The sequence below is a fragment of the Frigoribacterium sp. PhB116 genome (assembly GCF_004364285.1).
GTDB lineage: Bacteria > Actinomycetota > Actinomycetes > Actinomycetales > Microbacteriaceae > Frigoribacterium.
Genome location: NZ_SOBE01000002.1, coordinates 644,009 through 657,135, shown reverse-complemented (window position 1 = coordinate 657,135; position 13,127 = coordinate 644,009). Strand labels below are relative to the sequence as shown.

Sequence of the window (13,127 nt, the reverse complement as noted above, 5' to 3'; positions counted from 1 at the left end):
CCACACGCCATCATCGAAGGAGATCCGATGCCCGTCGCAACCCCCGAGCAGTACGCCGAGATGCTGGACAAGGCGAAGAACAAGGGGTTCGCCTACCCCGCGGTCAACGTGTCGTCCTCGCAGACGATCAACGCCGTGCTCCAGGGCCTCACCGAGGCCGGCAGCGACGGCATCATCCAGGTCACCACGGGCGGCGCGGACTACTTCGCCGGCCAGACGGTCAAGAACCGTGCCGCGGGCGCGATCGCCTTCGCGAAGTTCGCGACCGAGGTCGCCAAGAACTACCCGATCACCGTCGCGCTGCACACCGACCACTGCCCCAAGGACGCCCTCGACGGCTTCGTCCTGCCCCTCATCGCCGCCAGCGAGGACGAGGTCAAGGCCGGTCGCAACCCGCTCTTCCAGTCGCACATGTGGGACGGCTCGGCCATCCCCCTCGACGAGAACCTCGAGATCGCGCAGCAGATGCTCAAGCGCACCGCCGCGATCAACGCCATCCTCGAGGTCGAGATCGGCGTCGTCGGCGGCGAAGAGGACGGCATCCAGCACGAGGGCTCCAACGAGGCGCTCTACACGACCGTCGGCGACGTGACCCGCGCCGTCGAGACGCTCGGCCTCGGCGAGAACGGCCGCTACATCGCCGCCCTCACCTTCGGCAACGTCCACGGCGTCTACAAGCCCGGCAACGTCAAGCTCCGCCCCGAGCTGCTCGGCGAGATCCAGCAGGGCATCCAGGAGCGCTTCGGCACGGCCGAGAAGCCCCTCGAGCTCGTGTTCCACGGCGGGTCGGGCTCGTCCGACGCCGAGATCCGCGAGGCCGTCTCGAACGGCGTCGTGAAGATGAACCTCGACACCGACACGCAGTACGCCTTCAGCCGCTCGATCGCCGACACGGTGCTGAAGAACTACGACGGCTTCATCAAGGCCGACGGCGAGGTCGGCAACAAGAAGCAGTACGACCCCCGCGCCTGGGGCAAGGTCGCCGAGTCGGCGATGGCCGCCCGCGTGGTCGAGGCGACCAAGCAGCTCGGCTCGTTCGGCCAGTCGGGCAGCTAGTCCGACCCTCCTGGTCCGACGCGAGAGGCCCCGCAGCGACGCGCTGTGGGGCCTCTCGCCACGACGACGGGCAGAGGGCCTAGGAGGCGGTGCCCGACATGTCGAGGACGGACTGGACGAACGCCGGGTCACCCAGGAACACGGGCAGCACGATCAGCATCTGCACGATCGTCACGACGATCCCGGCCGTGAGGGGCACCCAGAAGGTGATCGTGCCCGCCCGGAGGCGCCGGACGGTCCACACGAGCATCGGCACGAAGACGACGAGCGACACGATGGCGATCGCCCCGCCCGCCTGCTGCAGCTCGGCCCGACGCGAGAAGTCGTCGACCGGGTACCCCGCGGCGGCGAGCGTCGCGAGCGCGGACCGCGAGAAGCTCGACACGAGGACGAGGTTCGAGATGACGTTGTAGCCCGCGAGGCCGAGCAGGACGAACGTGGCGACACGGTCGACACGGCGTCCGGTGCTCAGCGCGGCTGGCGTCGCAGGTGGTCCCGGGTACGGCTGCGCACCTCCTTCGCCCTCCCCCTGGCCCCGCTGCGACCACGACGTGGGCTGCTGCCCGGGCTGCTGCCCGACCGGCGGCGCCTCGCCCTGGCCCGCAGGAGGCGCGGCCTCGGCGGGCGGGACGGGACTGACCCAGCCCTCGGGCGCGTACTCGCCGTACCGGGGACGAGGGCGCGGATCGCGTCCTGCCGACGCGTCGCCGTCGCGGCCGTCGTGCTGGTCGCGGTCGTCGCTCATCGGGCGGTGCGTCCGCCGAGCGCGCGGGTGTCCGTCTGGCCCTGGGCGTCCTTGCGGAGCTCCTTGGGGAGGGAGAACATCAGGTCCTCCTCGGCCGTGACGACCTCGGACACGTCGCCGTAGCCGGCGTCGGCCAGGTCGTCGAGGACCTCCTTCACGAGGACCTCGGGCACGGAGGCGCCGGACGTGACGCCGACGGTCTCGACGCCGTCGAGCCACTCCTGCTTGATCTCGCTCGAGTAGTCGACGCGGTAGGCGGCCTTGGCGCCGTGCTCGAGGGCGACCTCGACGAGCCGCACGCTGTTCGAGCTGTTCGCCGAGCCCACGACGATGACGAGGTCGGAGTCGACCGCGACCTTCTTGATGGCGACCTGACGGTTCTGCGTGGCGTAGCAGATGTCGTCGCTCGGGGGGTTCTGGATCGTGGGGAAGCGCTCGCGGAGCCGGCGGACCGTCTCCATCGTCTCGTCGACGCTCAGCGTCGTCTGCGACAGCCAGACGAGGTTGTCGGGGTCGTCGATGACGAGGTCGTCGACCTCGGCCGGGTTCTGCACGAGGGTGGTGCGGTCGGCGGCGTGGCCCATCGTCCCCTCGACCTCTTCGTGGCCGGCGTGGCCGATGAGGATGATGTGGCGGCCCTGCGACCCGAAGCGGACGGCCTCGCGGTGCACCTTCGTGACGAGGGGGCACGTCGCGTCGATCGCCTGGAGGCCGCGGTCGGCGGCGCCCTGCACGACGGCCGGCGAGACACCGTGGGCGCTGAAGACGACGTGCGAGCCCTCGGGGACCTCCTCGACCTCGTCGACGAAGATCGCGCCCTGACGCTCGAGCGTCGAGACGACGTGGACGTTGTGGACGATCTGCTTGCGGACGTAGACGGGCGAGCCGTAGTGCTCGAGGGCCTTCTCGACGGCGATGACCGCCCGGTCGACGCCGGCGCAGTAGCCGCGGGGAGCAGCGAGCAGCACCCGCTTCGTCCCGTTGACGGGGGTGTCCCGTAGCCTGTTGCGCAGCGCAGGGACGCGCGGGGTCGGGAGGTCAACGGCGATGGCGCCGTTCGTGATGTGTGCCACCCGTCGATGATAGGCGTGACGACTGGTCGCGTTCTGGGAGGCCCTGCCCTCCGTGCCCCGCCCTCGTCCCTGCCACGCCTCCCGCCCTGACCGCTCCCCCGTCCGCTCCGACCAGAGGACACGCCTGCATGACGATCGTCACCGCGCCGCCCACCGCCGATGCGCCCTGGCCGGTCGGCCTGCTCGCGGGCAAGGTGCGCGACTGGATCGACCGGCTCGGCACGGCCTGGGTCGAGGGGCAGATCACCCAGTGGAACGTCTCGGGCGGCAACGTCTACGGCAAGCTGCGCGACCTCGAGCAGGACGTCACGGTCTCGTTCTCGATCTGGTCGAGCGTCCGGTCGAGGGTCCCCGCCGACCTGAAGCAGGGCGACCGCGTGATCGCGGCGGTCAAGCCGAACTACTGGGTCAAGGGCGGCTCGCTCACCATGCAGGTCTTCGAGATGCGGCACGTCGGGCTGGGCGACCTGCTCGAGCGCCTCGAGCGCCTGCGGGCCCAGCTCGCCGCCGAGGGCCTCTTCTCCGCCGACCGCAAGAAGCGCCTCCCGTTCCTGCCGCAGTGCATCGGCCTCGTCACGGGCCGCGACAGCGACGCCGAGAAAGACGTGCTGCGCAACGCGCAGCTGCGGTGGCCGTCGGTCACGTTCCGCGTCGTGCACGCGGCGGTGCAGGGCGACCGCTCGGTGAGCGAGGTCACCGCCGCCGTGCAGCAGCTCGACGCCGACCCCGAGGTCGACGTCATCATCGTGGCCCGGGGCGGGGGCGACTTCCAGAACCTGCTCGGCTTCAGCGACGAGTCTCTCGTGCGTGCGGTGGCCGCGTGCAACACGCCCCTGGTCAGCGCCATCGGGCACGAGGCCGACCGCCCCCTGCTCGACGACGTCGCCGATCTGCGGGCCTCGACCCCGACCGACGCCGCGAAGCGCGTGGTGCCCGACGTCAACGAAGAGCTCTCGCGGGTGCAGCAGGCCCGGTCGCGCATCGGGGTGCGGCTGAACCAGATCGTCTCGACCGAGATCGACCGGCTCGAGCAGGTGCGCAGCCGCCCCGTCCTGGCCTCGCCGCAGACGCTCGTCGACGTGCGCGCCGACGAGGTCGTGCGCGCCGTCGCCCGCGGCGAAGAACTCGTGGCCCGAGCCGTCGAGCGGGCGCACACCCGGGTCTCCGAGCTGACCGCCCAGCTGCGCGCGCTGTCGCCCCAGGGCACCCTGCGGCGCGGCTACTCGATCGTGCAGCTGCCGGGCGGCGGGGTGCTCCGCGACCCGGCCGACGCCCCCGAGTCCACGCCGCTCGTCCTCACCGTCGAAGGAGGCGCGCTGCAGGCCGTCAGCACCGGCGCCTCCTCCCCAGGTCCCGCCTCCTCCGCGTCCTCCTCGTCGTCGAGCGACGCCGCCTCCCCTGCCAGCACCTCTCGTTAGGATCGACCCGTGGCACAGTCCTCCTCCCCCGCACCCTCCGCGTCCGCCCCGGCCGACGTGGCGTCGCTCAGCTACGAAGAGGCACGAGACGAGCTGGTGACGGTCGTGTCCGAGCTCGAGCAGGGGGCGTCGACCCTCGAGCGGTCGCTCGCCCTGTGGGAGCGGGGCGAGGCCCTCGCCCGCCGTTGCGAAGAGTGGCTGCTCGGCGCGCGCGAGCGCCTCGAGGCCGCCCGTCGACAGGTTCCCGCCGAATGACCGACCCCGGCCCCCGCGAGAACGGCCGCGGCCCCCGCCAGAAGCAGCCGCGCATCGTCGCCGAGCTCGGCCGGCCCGAGACTCCGGACGAGACCGCACGCCGCAAGGCGGAGAACACGCGCAAGCACTACGCCAACCAGACGGCCGTCAACCTGACGCTGTCGATCGTGGCGTCGCTCGCCGTCGTGCTGTTCCTGGTGCTGGTCGTCGTCCGCCCGGGCGGCACGGTCAACCGCCAGGAGATCGACTACCGGTCGGTGGCGCAGAGCGCCGAGAGCAACGTCGACGTGCCGCTCGCGGCCCCCGTCCTGCCCGACGGCTGGACCTCGAACCGTGCCGACATCTCGACGGGCACCGCCGACGGCGTCGCCACCTGGTACGTCGGGCTCATCACGCCCACCGAGCAGTTCATCGCCCTCGAGCAGGGCGTCGACGCCAACGCGACCTGGGTCGCCAACGCGGTGCAGGCGCGACCGGCCACGGGCGCGACGACGATCGCCGGCCTCGACTGGCAGGTCTACGACCGCCGGGACGGCGAGAGCCCCGGCAACTACGCCTACTCGATGACGACCACGGTCGACCGCAGCTCGTACGTGCTGCACGGCACGGCCGACGACGTGCAGTTCGAGCAGCTCGCGACCGCGCTGGCCGAGCAGCTGGCCGACCAGACAGGAGACCCGTCGTGACCGACCCTCGCACCGACACCGCGTCCGAGGGCGGTGTCCCCGGCACGACCGCCGTGCCCGTCGCCGACCTGGCGGTGCCGTCGCCTCCTGCCGACCCGCTGACCCCGGGGCGCGCGTGGGAGCGCATGAAGGCCGGCAACGAGCGCTTCGTGACCGGGGCGCCTCAGCATCCCCACCAGGACAGCGACCGGCGCGCCCTGCTGGCCGGCGGGCAGGAGCCCGTGGCGGCCCTGTTCGGCTGCGCCGACTCCCGGCTCGCCGCCGAGATCATCTTCGACGTCGGCCTCGGCGACCTCTTCGTCGTCCGGAACGCCGGCCAGGTCGTCGGCGACACCGTCATCGCCTCGCTCGAGTACGCGGTCTCGGTGCTCGGCGTGCCGCTCATCGTCGTGCTCGGCCACGACAGCTGCGGCGCGGTCGCGACCGCGATCGACTCGCTCACGAGCGACGCGCCTCCCGGGTCGCGGTTCCTCGGCGACCTCGTCGACATGATCGTGCCCAGCGTCCGACGGGCGACGATCGCCCTCGAACCGGGTGCCGTGCTCGACCCGCGCGCGGTCGGGGCGCTGCACATCCAGGCCTCCGTCGAGGCCCTGGTGGGCCGGAGCGCGCTCATCTCGGCCGCCGTGGCCGAGGGTAGGTTGACCGTGGTCGGGGCGAACTACGCGCTCGCCGACGGCCGCGTCGACCCGTCGATCATCATCGGTCGACTCTGACGCCGCGGGGGCGACCGGCCCCCGTGACACCGCCCCACGAGGGCCGAAGGAAGGACGATGACGTCGTGACCACTACCGAGTACCGCATCGAGCACGACACGATGGGCGAGGTGCGGGTCCCCGCGTCGGCCCTGTGGCGGGCACAGACCCAGCGGGCCGTCGAGAACTTCCCCATCTCGGGAGCCGGCCTCGAGGCCGCCCAGATCGTGGCCCTGGCGCGCATCAAGCGGGCGGCCGCCGTCGTGAACGGCCGACGGGGCATCGTCCCCGCGGGCGTGGCCGACGCGATCGTCGCCGCGGCCGACACGATCATCGGCGGCCAGCACCACGACCAGTTCCCCGTCGACGTCTACCAGACCGGCAGCGGGACCTCGTCGAACATGAACATGAACGAGGTGCTGGCCAGCCTGGCCGGCACCGTCGACGGCGTCGACGTGCACCCCAACGACCACGTCAACGCGTCGCAGTCCTCGAACGACGTGTTCCCGACCTCCGTGCACGTCGCCGTGACCGGAGCCCTGCTCCACGACCTCGTGCCGGCCCTCGAGCATCTCGCCGAGTCGCTCGAGCGCAAGGCCGCCGAGTGGGCCGGCGTCGTCAAGGCGGGCCGCACCCACCTCATGGACGCGACCCCGGTGACCCTCGGCCAGGAGTTCGGCGGCTACGCCCGACAGATCCGTCTCGGTGTCGAGCGGGTCCAGGCGACCCTCCCCCGCGTGGCCGAGGTGCCGCTCGGAGGCACCGCGACGGGAACGGGCATCAACACGCCCGTCGGCTTCCCGCAGGAGGTCATCTCCGTGCTCGCCGACGACAGCGGCCTGCCCGTGACCGAGGCGCTCGACCACTTCGAGGCGCAGGGAGCCCGCGACGGTCTCGTCGAGGCGTCGGGCGCGCTCCGCGTGCTCGCGGTCAGCCTGACGAAGATCAACAACGACATCCGCTGGATGGGCTCGGGCCCGAACGCCGGCCTCGGCGAGCTGCACGTCCCCGACCTGCAGCCCGGGTCGTCCATCATGCCCGGCAAGGTCAACCCCGTCGTGCCCGAGGCCGTGCTGATGGTCTCGGCACGGGTGATCGGCAACGACGCCACGATCGCCTGGGCGGGAGCCTCCGGCTCGTTCGAGCTCAACGTCGCCATCCCGGTGATGGGCACCGCGCTGCTCGAGTCGATCCGCCTCCTCTCCAACGCGACCCGGGTGCTCGCCGACAAGACCGTCGACGGCCTCGAGGCCGACGTCGAGCGCGCCCGCGCCATGGCCGAGTCGTCGCCGTCCATCGTCACGCCGCTGAACCGCGTGATCGGCTACGAGGCGGCGGCGAAGGTCGCGAAGCACGCCGTCGCACAGAAGATCACCGTGCGCGAGGCCGTCGTCGATCTCGGCTTCGTCGAGCGCGGAGAGGTCACCGAGGAGCAGCTCGACTCGGCGCTCGACGTCCTGAGCATGACCCGCCCCGGCTGAGGCGCGCCTCCCGCACCGTCGGCCGCCGCCGACCCCGACGACGCCCCGTCCGCATCCACCGCGGACGGGGCGTCGCGGCGTCGTGCGGGCTACGACGCGTCGAGGACCGTCGACGCTGCGACGACCGCGAGCCACCAGCCGGCGAGCAGCACCGGCCCGAGCGGGATGGTGACCCCGGCCGGTGACGTGCCACGTCGTCGGACGACGACAGCCGTGATCCCGTGCACTCCCCCGAGCAGCGCCACCGCCAGGAGCCAGGCGAGCGGCGCCGACGGCGATGCCAACGACGCCGCCACGACGCCGACGCTCGCGAGCTTGGCGTCGCCGGCACCGAGCCCCCCGCCGTGCACGAGCGGGACGCACGCGACGAGCACGACCAGGCCGAGGAGGCACGCCCACGCCGCCGGGACCCCGTCACCGGTGCCCACGGCGACCGCCACGCCCGCAGCCGTGCCGACCAGCACCACGAGGACCAGCACGTTCGGGAGCCGCCGCTGCGCGATGTCGACCCGGACGAGGGCACCGGTCACGACGGCGAGCGCCGACGCCGCGACCGTCGCGGGCGAGGACAGGTCCAGCACGGCCACGAGGCCCATCAGCGCGAGACCCGCGACCACGTCGATCCACGTCGGCCTGCGGCTCCAGGACGAGCGCGACACGGGCTGTCCTCCCCCGCGGTCGTCACCGTCCCGGGCACGGACGTCGCCGTCCCGGGCTCGGTCGTCGCCGTCCCGGGCTCGGTCGTCGCCGTCCCGGGCTCGGTCGTCGTCGTCGCCGTCTCGGCCGCGTTCGTCCCGGCGATGCGCATCCGCGCCGAGTCCGTCCGCGCCGAGTCCGTCCCGGCCGCGCTCGTCCAGGTCGGGCTCATCCCCGCTGCGCTCGTCCCCGCTGCGCTCGGCTCGGTCGCGCTCGTGTTCCGTCGTCGTCATGCACCGACCATGACGCCCCCGTCGGCACCGCCTCCTCGGGGTGGGCCGCCCCTGTGAGCGATCTCGCCCGGACCGCACCCGTGCAGGAGGGACCCGACGTCGGTCGCCGTCGCGATCGCGATCGCTGTGACGCGCACGAGGGGTGACCCGTCGTCGCACGCCCCGCGAGCGTCACATCGTCAGAGCAGGCGCCGGGCCGGTAGCGAGTTGCCCGGGATGTCGCCTCAGCGATGCCGAGGGGACCTTCCGGGGCAACTCGTCCGCCGGGCGCGTCCGGGCGCGGGCGCCCGCGCCCGGACGCGGCCGAGCGCGGCCAGCCCGGAGACGGCCGGACGCGGCGAGCCCTAGGCGAGCTCGTTCGACTCGAGCAGCTCGGTCACGAGCGCCGCGATGGCCGAGCGCTCCGAGCGTGTCAGGGTCACGTGCCCGAACAGCGGGTGCCCCTTGAGCGTCTCGATCACCGACGCGACGCCGTCGTGGCGCCCGACCCGCAGGTTGTCGCGCTGGGCCACGTCGTGGGTGAGGACGACCCGGCTGTTCTGCCCGATGCGGCTGAGCACCGTGAGCAGCACGTTGCGCTCTAGGGACTGCGCCTCGTCGACGATCACGAACGCGTCGTGCAGCGACCGGCCGCGGATGTGCGTCAGCGGCAGGACCTCGAGCAGACCGCGCTCGACCACCTCGTCGAGCACGTTCTGCGACACGATGGCGCCCAGGGTGTCGAAGACCGCCTGCCCCCAGGGGTTCATCTTCTCGGCGGCGTCGCCGGGCAGGAAGCCCAGATCTTGCCCGCCGACCGCGTAGAGCGGCCGGAACACCATGATCTTCTTGTGCTGCTGCTTCTCGAGCACCGCCTCGAGACCCGCGCAGAGGGCGAGCGCCGACTTGCCCGTGCCTGCGCTGCCGCCGAGCGAGACGATGCCGACCTCGGGGTCGAGCAGCAGGTCGATGGCGAGCCGCTGCTCCGCCGAGCGGCCGTGCAGTCCGAACACGTCGCGGTCGCCGCGCACCAGCCGGGCCTCGCCCCGTGCGGTGACGCGGCCGAGGGCCGATCCACGGTCGGAGTGCACGACGAGCCCGGTGTTCACGGGGACGTCGGCGAGGGCTCGGGAGCTGATCGTCTCCTTCTCCCAGAACGACGCCATCTGGTCGCTCGAGACGTCGAGCTCGCTCAGGCCGGTGTAGCCGCTGTCGACGACCTGCTCGGCGCGGTACTCCTCCGCTGCGAGTCCGATGGAGGCAGCCTTGACGCGCAGCGGCAGGTCTTTCGAGACGACCGTCACCGCCAGCCCGTCGTTCGCGAGGTTCGACGCCACCGCGAGGATGCGCGAGTCGTTGTCGCCGAGCTGGAGGCCCGACGGCAGCACCGACATGTTCGAGTGGTTGAGCTCGACCCGGAACGAGCCGCCCGACCCGACCTCGACCGGGAAGTCGAGGCGGTCGTGCGCCACGCGCAGACCATCGAGGAGGCGCAGTGCCTGTCGTGCGAAGTAGCCCAGCTCAGGATCGTGGCGCTTGCCCTCGAGCTCGCTGACGACGACGACGGGCAGGACCACGTCGTGCTCGGCGAACCGGAAGATCGCCTGCGGATCGCTCAGCAGGACGGACGTGTCGAGGACGTAGGTGCGCTGGTCGACCGCGGTGCGCGGCGTGCCGGCACGACGGTCTGCTGAGGTGCTCTGCTGGTCGGCCCGGGTGTTGACGGTCACGACGACTCCATCTCCGAGCGACGAGGCACTCGGTACCTTCGGCAGGACGGCCGCGGAGCAGTCGCGAGGCGAACTTTCGTGGCCGTCTCGACCGGGCTACTTGCCCGATGAGCCGAACCTACGTCGTGCCTCCGACACGGGTCCAGCACGGCACGCCGTGTCGTGTGACGATCAGGTGAACGACCCTCAGGTGCTGGTCGAGGGTCGAGGGTCGAGGGTCATGGCCCGGGTCAGGCCGAGTCCGATCCTCAGTACGAGATCGCGCTCCCGTACGACATCAGCGCCTCGCGGAGCAGGCCGAAGGAGTCGTCGCCGTTCGACACGTGCGTGCTGAGGCGCACGCTCGTGCTCCGCACGGTCGCGCTGACCCCGTGGTTCAGCAGCGAGGCGGTCAGCGCCGTCAGGTGCTGCGGCTCCGGTTCGAGCACGACGATGCCGGCCCGCTCCGACTCGACGCGCGACGAGGCCACCGGCACGGCGAACTCGTCGGCGAGGTCGATGAGCCGGGTCGCCCGCTCGGCGACGGCCCCGGCGACGGGACGGATGCCGACGGCCGCGATCTCCTCCAGCGATGTCGCGAGCCGCGCCTCCGCGATGGGGTCGGGGCGGGAGAGCTGGAACGCGGCGGCGCCCGGGGCCGGCTCGGCGCCGCGCTCGTACGAGCCGCCGAGCGTGATCTCCGAGCCGTGCACGCCGCTGAACACGGGCGTGAGATCGGTCAGCGCGCGGTCGCTGAGCGCCATGAAGCCGGTTCCCCAACCTGCGCGCAGCCACTTCTGCCCGCCGGTGACGAGCACGTCCGCGACGGCCCAGGGCGCGTCGACGACGCCGAAGCCCTGGATGCCGTCGACGATCAGCAGCCGGTCGCCGATCACCTGGCGGATGCCCTCGAGGTCGGCGAGGTAGCCCGTGCGGTAGTCGACGACGCTGACGGCGACGGCGGTCACCGACGGCGTCAGGTGCTCGCGGAGCACCGCGGGCGTCACCGCGTCGTCCGGCACGTCGAGCCAGACGGTGTCGAGCACGCGCAGGGCCGAGGAGGCGCGGGTCGCGGTGAGCGGGGTGGTCGGGTACTCCCGCGGCGACAGCGCGAGGGCGCCCGTCAGGCCGAACAGCGTGTGCAGCATGCCCTGGCTCGTGCTCGGCTGGAACACGACGTGGTCGGTCGGGAACCCGGTGAGCGCGGCCACGGCCCGCCGGGCGCGCCCTGCCTGCTCGTCGAGGGCGACGACCGAGCCGTGCCGGGAGCGCGACTGGAGCTCGGTCAGGGCCCGCGCCTCCTGCACGACGCCCGTGCCCATCGGGCCGAAGGAGGCGAAGTCGAACCAGCCCGCCTCGTCGGCGAAGCCGGCGGCGAAGTCGTCGATGGTGGTCACGGTGGTGCTCCTCGGATCAGGGTCCTCCACCGTACCCGGCCCCGGGCGTCGAGGGACCGAGCGACCGACGGCCGCCGAGGTCAGCTGCCGTACCGGCGGTGCCGCAGGGCGAAGTCGCGGACGGCACGGAGGAAGTCGACCTCGCGGAGGTCGGGGTAGAGCGCCTCGACGAAGTAGAACTCGCTGTGGGCGCTCTGCCACAGCATGAAGTCGCTGAGCCGCTGCTCGCCGGACGTGCGGATGACGAGGTCGGGGTCGGGCTGGCCGCCGGTGTAGAGGTGCTCGGCGATCAGCTCGGGCGTGAGGACCTCGGCGAGCGCGTCGAGCGTGCCGCCCGCCGCGTCGTGGGCCCGGACGATGCTGCGCATGGCGTCCGCGATCTCGCGCCGGCCGCCGTACCCGACGGCGAGGTTGACGTGCAGGCCGGCGTGGTCGCGCGTGCGCTCCTCGGCGGCGGTGAGGGAGGCGCAGAGCCCGGCGGGCAGGTCGTCGTTCGCGCCGACGTGCTGCACCTTCCAGTCGCGCTGGTGCGAGAGCTCGTCGGCGACGTCGCCGATGATGCCGAACAGCTCGGTGAGCTCGTCGGAGGCGCGGTTGCCGAGGTTGTCGGCCGACAGCAGGTAGAGGGTGACGACGCGGATGCCGAGGTCGTCGCACCAGGTGAGGAACTCGCTGATCTTCGCGGCGCCGGCCCGGTGGCCGTGCGCGGCGGTCTCGAGCATGCGGGCCTTGGCCCAGCGGCGGTTGCCGTCGACGATCATGGCGACGTGGTGCGGCAGCTCGGCCCCGTCGAGCTCACGGCGCAGGCGGCGCTGGTACAGGCCGTACAGCAGGCCGCCGGCCACGGGAGGCCGTCCGGGACTCTTCACGTGCCCAGGTTAACCCACCCGCGCGGTCCCAGCGGTCGCCGGGCCGACTCCCCTACGCTCGCCCCCATGAGCACCTCCTCGCCCTCTCCGGTCGCCGACGACGGCGGTGCGGAGCTGCCGAACATCCCCCTGCTCGACGACGCCCTCGCCTACTCGTCGATCGAGCGCAAGCCCACCTGGCGCGGCTGGATCCACGCGGGGACGTTCCCGGTCGCGATCGCGACGGGCATCGTGCTGGTCGTGCTCGCCGACGGCGCCGCCGCGACCTGGGCCTGCGCGGTGTTCATGACGACGTCGCTGCTGCTCTTCGGCATCTCGGCGACCTACCACCGGTTCCCGTGGAGCCCGCGCGCCAAGATGTTCCTCAAGCGGCTGGACCACTCGAACATCTTCCTGCTGATCGCCGGCACGTACACGCCCATCGCGGCGATCGCCCTGCCGCCCGGCAAGTCGGCCCTGCTGCTGACGCTCGTCTGGACGGCGGCGGCCTTCGGCATCGCGTTCCGGGTGTTCTTCATCCACGCGCCGCGCTGGCTCTACGTGCCGCTCTACATCCTCATGGGGGTCGGCGCGCTCGGGTTCCTGCCCGACCTGTTCGCCGCGTCCGTGCCGATGACGGTCCTCGTGCTCGTCGGCGGGCTGCTCTACATCGTCGGCGCCGTCTTCTACGCGCTGAAGCGCCCGAACCCGGCACCCGGCCGGTTCGGCTTCCACGAGCTGTTCCACGCCTGCACCGTGCTCGCCTACCTCTGCCACTGGACGGGCATCCTGGTCCTGGCGCTGAACGCCCCGACGTTCCGCTAGGCGCCGCCGCGTCGCTCCCGCCGGTCCCGTC

General features: G+C 72.4%; 13 protein-coding genes. 7 read left to right on the top strand and 6 right to left on the bottom strand.

Features of this window, described 5'->3' with window-relative positions; genetic code table 11:
- Positions 1–27: 27 nt before the first annotated feature.
- Positions 28–1,056, top strand: coding sequence for a class II fructose-bisphosphate aldolase (gene fbaA, locus EDF20_RS09570; protein WP_133738489.1), 1,029 nt, complete (start codon positions 28–30; stop codon positions 1,054–1,056).
- A 79-nt stretch (positions 1,057–1,135) separates the two neighbouring features.
- Here the strand turns inward: fbaA and EDF20_RS09565 are convergent, their stop codons facing one another.
- A complete protein-coding gene (locus tag EDF20_RS09565; protein WP_123548078.1) occupies positions 1,136–1,801 on the bottom strand; it encodes a DUF6264 family protein in 666 nt (221 codons plus the stop codon).
- A complete protein-coding gene (locus EDF20_RS09560) occupies positions 1,798–2,865 on the bottom strand; it encodes a 4-hydroxy-3-methylbut-2-enyl diphosphate reductase (RefSeq protein WP_233569170.1) in 1,068 nt (355 codons plus the stop codon). The genes EDF20_RS09565 and EDF20_RS09560 overlap by 4 nt, the downstream gene beginning before the upstream one ends.
- 137 nt (positions 2,866–3,002) lie before the next feature.
- Between EDF20_RS09560 and xseA the strand changes: the two genes are divergently transcribed.
- The 5 genes from xseA (at position 3,003) to EDF20_RS09535 (ending at position 7,409) form a co-directional block, all read left to right on the top strand.
- Positions 3,003–4,292, top strand: coding sequence for an exodeoxyribonuclease VII large subunit (gene xseA, locus EDF20_RS09555; RefSeq protein ID WP_133738488.1), 1,290 nt, complete (start codon positions 3,003–3,005; stop codon positions 4,290–4,292).
- Positions 4,293–4,301: 9 nt separating this feature from the next.
- Complete coding sequence (locus EDF20_RS09550; protein ID WP_123548076.1) at positions 4,302–4,547, top strand: exodeoxyribonuclease VII small subunit; 246 nt, start codon at positions 4,302–4,304, stop codon at positions 4,545–4,547.
- On the top strand, positions 4,544–5,233 hold the full coding sequence (locus EDF20_RS09545) for a DUF4245 domain-containing protein (protein ID WP_133738487.1): 690 nt from the start codon (positions 4,544–4,546) through the stop codon (positions 5,231–5,233). Before EDF20_RS09550 ends, EDF20_RS09545 begins: the two co-directional genes overlap by 4 nt.
- Entirely contained in the window at positions 5,230–5,949 is a 720-nt protein-coding gene (locus EDF20_RS09540; protein WP_347876498.1) for a carbonic anhydrase, read from the top strand. The genes EDF20_RS09545 and EDF20_RS09540 overlap by 4 nt, the downstream gene beginning before the upstream one ends.
- Positions 5,950–6,014: 65 nt before the next feature.
- Positions 6,015–7,409: a class II fumarate hydratase gene (locus EDF20_RS09535; protein ID WP_123548074.1), complete on the top strand. Its 1,395-nt coding sequence runs from the start codon at positions 6,015–6,017 to the stop codon at positions 7,407–7,409.
- 89 nt (positions 7,410–7,498) lie between these two features.
- Here the strand turns inward: EDF20_RS09535 and EDF20_RS09530 are convergent, their stop codons facing one another.
- The 4 genes from EDF20_RS09530 to EDF20_RS09515 form a co-directional block, all read right to left on the bottom strand.
- On the bottom strand, positions 7,499–8,338 hold the full coding sequence (locus tag EDF20_RS09530; protein WP_133738486.1) for a prepilin peptidase: 840 nt from the start codon (positions 8,336–8,338) through the stop codon (positions 7,499–7,501).
- Between the two features lie 344 nt (positions 8,339–8,682).
- On the bottom strand, positions 8,683–10,047 hold the full coding sequence (locus EDF20_RS09525) for a PhoH family protein (protein WP_123548072.1): 1,365 nt from the start codon (positions 10,045–10,047) through the stop codon (positions 8,683–8,685).
- 248 nt (positions 10,048–10,295) lie between these two features.
- Complete coding sequence (locus tag EDF20_RS09520; RefSeq protein WP_123548071.1) at positions 10,296–11,423, bottom strand: aminotransferase class V-fold PLP-dependent enzyme; 1,128 nt, start codon at positions 11,421–11,423, stop codon at positions 10,296–10,298.
- Between the two features lie 80 nt (positions 11,424–11,503).
- Positions 11,504–12,292 carry an isoprenyl transferase gene (locus EDF20_RS09515; RefSeq protein WP_243833431.1) on the bottom strand — a complete coding sequence of 263 codons (789 nt, stop codon included), beginning with the start codon at positions 12,290–12,292 and terminating at the stop codon, positions 11,504–11,506.
- A 66-nt stretch (positions 12,293–12,358) separates the two neighbouring features.
- Between EDF20_RS09515 and EDF20_RS09510 the strand changes: the two genes are divergently transcribed.
- Entirely contained in the window at positions 12,359–13,096 is a 738-nt protein-coding gene (locus tag EDF20_RS09510; protein ID WP_133738485.1) for a hemolysin III family protein, read from the top strand.
- Positions 13,097–13,127: the final 31 nt, after the last annotated feature.

Excerpts from the sequence above, each read along its gene's own strand:
- fbaA (WP_133738489.1), top strand. The coding sequence starts at position 28 with ATGCCCGTCGCAACCCCCGAGCAGTACGCCGAGATGCTGGACAAGGCG.
- EDF20_RS09565 (WP_123548078.1), bottom strand. The coding sequence starts at position 1,801 with ATGAGCGACGACCGCGACCAGCACGACGGCCGCGACGGCGACGCGTCG.
- xseA (WP_133738488.1), top strand. The coding sequence starts at position 3,003 with ATGACGATCGTCACCGCGCCGCCCACCGCCGATGCGCCCTGGCCGGTC.
- EDF20_RS09545 (WP_133738487.1), top strand. The coding sequence starts at position 4,544 with ATGACCGACCCCGGCCCCCGCGAGAACGGCCGCGGCCCCCGCCAGAAG.
- EDF20_RS09530 (WP_133738486.1), bottom strand. The coding sequence starts at position 8,338 with ATGACGACGACGGAACACGAGCGCGACCGAGCCGAGCGCAGCGGGGAC.
- EDF20_RS09510 (WP_133738485.1), top strand. The coding sequence starts at position 12,359 with ATGAGCACCTCCTCGCCCTCTCCGGTCGCCGACGACGGCGGTGCGGAG.